Below are 4343 nucleotides of genomic sequence, written 5' to 3'. Positions count from 1 at the left end.
TTCACTAAATCGAGGAGGAGATTTGCCGATGATTCCAAATTGAGATGTGTCATTTTTGGGATTCGAAATAACCCCCTTCATCAAGAGCCTCTCTCTCGCACAAATCTTTGCCCTCTCCAATACCTCTTCACAATCTTCAAAGGTTTCATTAGCTACCATGTTAGAGATTATACTCCCATATCCAACCGTGATCTCTGCCAATGTAGAGTTTATCTCTTCTGTAAAGCTTTCGAGCATAGCGTTAAGATTCGAGACGATCTTGCCCATCCCTTTAACTAATTTGAGTGCTGAAGATACATGGTATATCACATCTTTCATATCACGCATACTTTCCAATTTTACAGCTACAAAGGTTAATGCTAACTTGCTATATGAGATCGCTTCGATCACTCTCTTTAATTCAGTATATTCATTTGTATATACAGATGCTTCTGCACAACCTCCTCGCTCGACTTCTCTAACAGCGACTTCAAAGAGAGCTAACCTTCGAGACTCAAACTTTTTCTTTAAACTCTCCAACTCTCTATAATGGAGTTCGATCTGCTTTACAGCGTTATTCACTTTACATTCAAAATCCCTCTCTTTATTAATGCGGAAGAATCTGATTAAATTTGTGATGAAGGAGGGTAACTTTAACAAGTCAATCACCACTTAAATTAGAAGCAGAATTGAATGTGAATAAAAATGTAGTAGTGCGACAGCTAACGGCCCCTACTAATGGGATATGGATATGATTCCCTTTAGCAGGGTACATAACTGTCGCACTACCTATCTATTTTAGGAATAACCTTCGGGTTGGGCGGTCGGCGGTTCTGGAATTTCGGTAGGCAGGTCTGGGAATTTCTCTTTCATCCTCTGTTCTGCTATAGCTGATGCCTCATTGAGTATCTTTTCAGCATCTTCATTGGCCGCTTCAAAGTTGATTGTGTAGCCACCGATCTGGCCTGCATCCACCAATACACTGCTGAGCAAACCACTTATCTCACCGATTTCACGCTCTGCTTCGGGCAGAATGCTCGTCAACCCTGCCTTCACACTCTTGATAACGGACATCGCCGGTGTGAGTGTTACTACTATATCTCCTAATTCTTGCACAGTATTCAAGCGAAGTACGATCTGTTCGAGGGCCAACTTTGCTTGAGTTACGATCTTATGCATCTTCCTTAATTCTGCCAGTTCATTCGCGTATATCGAAGCGTGGGCCATATCATGTTTCGTAATCGCAGCCACGACTTTATTGAAGATCTTTGAATCCCTATCCTTTAATTTGCTAGAAACCGCTTCGAGCTTCGTAATCTGTATTTGGATGCTTCTGATTGCTTGCTCTAGACGTGGCTTCAATGGACCTGCTGGCTTCATAGCTTCTTTGATTCGGTCTCCGAAACCCGGACCCTTCGGTTTACTCCACTTATTAATAAATTGGGACAATTTTAGCACCTAGTTGAAATTAATAAACTAAGTTCTTTATTGTTAATGTGCTAGAATTTAGTGTAACTATGGTGACGTGAATCACGGTGACCAACCAAGATATATCAGATGTAATTGCAACGTTAGAAGACTTTGGACTATCTACTTATGAAGCTAAAGCATACATCGCTCTAGCGAAGAGGGGCTCATTACCCATCGGTGAGTTGGCATACCATGCTGGGATACCGAGGACGAAGGCGTACACAACTGTTAGAAAGTTGGCGAATAAAAAACTCATATTGATACTCCCGGGAAAGCCGGTCTATTGCCAGATCGTACCGATGAAGGATAGCTTCGAACGTATCGTCTCTCAAGAAGAGTTAAGATTGAAGAAGTTGAAGAAGGCTATATTAAAACTTAAACGCCTTAATGAAGAGTTAAGATTGAGGGAGGGTGTCGATGAGGCTACGTATACGATCTTAAAGGGACGGGCGATCTCATCAAAACTTGCTCAGATTATCCAAGGAGTAAAGAAGTATATTCACTGCATGGTCGATGGTTGGGGCTTTAAACTTTTACAAGATGCTCTTAACACATCCAATAAGCAACTCCCCACAGATATCGATTTTAAAATTTTACTTTCGTTGAGCACATGTAATATTAAGAACCATTTCCCACCCAATGTCGAATTGAGGGTCTCGCATTACAATTTTCAGAAGAGTATATTTGTCTTCGATGAGGGGCAAGTATTCATCATCGACGGGGGTAGAGGCACGGGTCTATTCATTCAATCGAGCGAACTTTATTCGACTTTAGAGTTCGAATTTTTCGATAGGTATTGGAAGGATTCCTTCCCTATGGAAGATATGATTCCCCTGCTAGGTGTAAATGGTGTAAACGAGTTGATCGCTCTAATGAAGAATTATGATGTCTACGATTTATTTGCACGTAGTGTAATGGAAGTGATCAAAGATGAATCGCTCCTTTCAGAGATATGGTCGAAGTTCGTCGATAAGTTGAAGAGAGAGTTAAAGATAGAGATCACCAATGAATCCTTAGAATCTATCTTAAAGATCTTAATCGTATTGACTCATAATACTTCGAATTCAAAAGTTCACTCAGATCTAAAGGAAAGGTTCATCCAATCTAACGTCGGATTGAAAATCGCCCCCTCGGTATGGGCCTTTGCTTTGCTGAGTCTTTTAAATAGGGGCGAAGATCGATCTTATGGTAATGAATATTTAGAGCAAGAAATAACGAATGAGTTTCAAGAACTTGCAACCTAACATATCGACACCTTTTAAAATCCTTTAGGCTTCATACCTTTAAGTGAGGAGTAATGGATGAGCTCCAAAGGTACTTAGAGGCCCATAAAATTCCAGCAAAGCTCTTCGAATTCGATGAGCATACGATGACTGTAGAAGCAGCTTCACAACGGATCGGTGTGGAGCCAAGTCGCATAATCAAAACATTGGTCCTCATAGGTGATGATACAAAACCTTTGATAGCGATTCTTACCGGTGATAAAAGATTGAATATGGATCTCTTAGCAAGAGAGGCTTGTGTAAAGAAGATAAGACTGGCTACACCAAAGGAGGTTCAATTATATACAGGCTTTGAAGTAGGTGCAGTCCCACCGATTGCTCACAAAAATCCAATCCCTATATACATAGATCATAAAGTTACAACTTACGATAAAGTAATAGCGGGTGGAGGTAAGAAGAATAGATTGATGGAGATCACAAGCCTAGATATTATCAAGTACAGCAAAGGTAGGGTTGTGAAGATTGGTGAGTAGATCTTATCAATTATCAATATAGTCTAACTGAATAAAGAGGCAAACTTGTTTTCAGTGTTAAGAAGTTAACCGTAATGAAGTATCAAAAAATTACATCTTTGAGAGCTAAAGCCAATTCCCTACCTTGATTTAATACCCATATATTCTTAGATCCAAGTTTTATAAGTTTCGCCCCACTCAATCCAATTAATACATCGATCGGTAACTCTATAGCTCCTCTTGGTATTGGACTTTTACTCAAAAGTAATTTCATAATATCCTGAAGGGTCTTTTTAGGGTATGGAATTATCGGTATGTTAATAACGGAATAATTTGAAGGGTGAGGGAAAAGTACTGGTTCAAACAAATCTTTATACTTTAAGTAGTAAGTATCAGGCTCGTTAGACTCGCCTAATTCCTCAATATATCTTTTGATCCTTTCAAGCTCGATGTTAAACGCTTTAATATCTTTAGCAACTATGTGGGCCACCATATTTACACCTATAATTTGAGCCAAGAGGCTTAAAATCACACTACCCTCCTTTCTACCACCCGCTATACAAAGGTAAGTAGATGTAGCTTTATGTCTGATCTTTGCATCATGAATTATCTTAGCACCGATCTTCATAAACTCAAGCATTCGTTCCCAAGAGTCCATATCTTCGAATGGTAATTGGGATTCATGTGTATGAATCTGTGGATATTTATGCTTGATAGCTGCTGTTACTAATTTTACACTTGCTTTTACAAATGGATCTGTTGTAGAGATGATCGTTAAATCTGAAATTTTTATACCAAGACCTTCATGTAGGTATTGAATAAACTCCGTGATTACTGGTGGGCTCATACCTATTGTAGCTATTGCTACATTCTTCAAAGCTCACACCTTTTCAATCTTCTTTATTTTTAAGTCTTGGGTCAATTTATCAATTTCTATCGAAGGATGATCGGTGGTTCTTACCAAAGCTTTGAATAATGGTGATCTCATTATACTCAAAATTTCCTTCCCATATTCATTAAGAAAAAAGTTTAGATCCTCTCGCTCTTCTGTACGACGCCTCCCTACACCAATTATAATGTTGAGAAAGTCTCGTCGAAGGGTTGTTAAATTTATACCTTCAAATAAATCGAAGTGCTTAATTTTAAGTTTATTTAAAAG

5 protein-coding genes are annotated in these 4343 nt (G+C 39.0%); 2 read left to right on the top strand and 3 right to left on the bottom strand.

What is annotated here, in order from left to right:
• On the bottom strand, window positions 1–639 hold a 639-nt coding region (locus NZ896_06525), incomplete at its 3' end, for a hypothetical protein (GenBank protein MCS7117101.1).
• Window positions 640–777: 138 nt separating this feature from the next.
• Window positions 778–1428 carry a Snf7 family protein gene (locus NZ896_06520; GenBank protein MCS7117100.1) on the bottom strand — a complete coding sequence of 217 codons (651 nt, stop codon included), beginning with the start codon at window positions 1426–1428 and terminating at the stop codon, window positions 778–780.
• Window positions 1429–1514: 86 nt separating this feature from the next.
• Here NZ896_06520 and NZ896_06515 point away from each other — a divergent pair, with 86 nt between their 5' ends.
• Together NZ896_06515 and NZ896_06510 are read left to right on the top strand one after the other, a co-directional pair.
• Window positions 1515–2693 carry a hypothetical protein gene (locus NZ896_06515; GenBank protein MCS7117099.1) on the top strand — a complete coding sequence of 393 codons (1179 nt, stop codon included), beginning with the start codon at window positions 1515–1517 and terminating at the stop codon, window positions 2691–2693.
• A 53-nt stretch (window positions 2694–2746) separates the two neighbouring features.
• On the top strand, window positions 2747–3205 hold the full coding sequence (locus NZ896_06510) for a YbaK/EbsC family protein (GenBank protein MCS7117098.1): 459 nt from the start codon (window positions 2747–2749) through the stop codon (window positions 3203–3205).
• 82 nt (window positions 3206–3287) lie between these two features.
• Here NZ896_06510 and NZ896_06505 read toward each other — a convergent pair whose 3' ends face one another.
• On the bottom strand, window positions 3288–4061 hold the full coding sequence (locus NZ896_06505; GenBank protein ID MCS7117097.1) for a CRISPR-associated protein Csx14: 774 nt from the start codon (window positions 4059–4061) through the stop codon (window positions 3288–3290).
• Between the last annotated feature and the right edge of the window lie 282 nt (window positions 4062–4343).

The sequence above is a fragment of the Nitrososphaerales archaeon genome (assembly GCA_025058425.1).
In the GTDB taxonomy this organism is placed as follows: domain Archaea; phylum Thermoproteota; class Nitrososphaeria; order Nitrososphaerales; family JANXEG01; genus JANXEG01.
The sequence above is the reverse complement of the archived record's forward strand: the minus strand, read 5'-3'. Positions and strand labels throughout refer to the sequence as shown.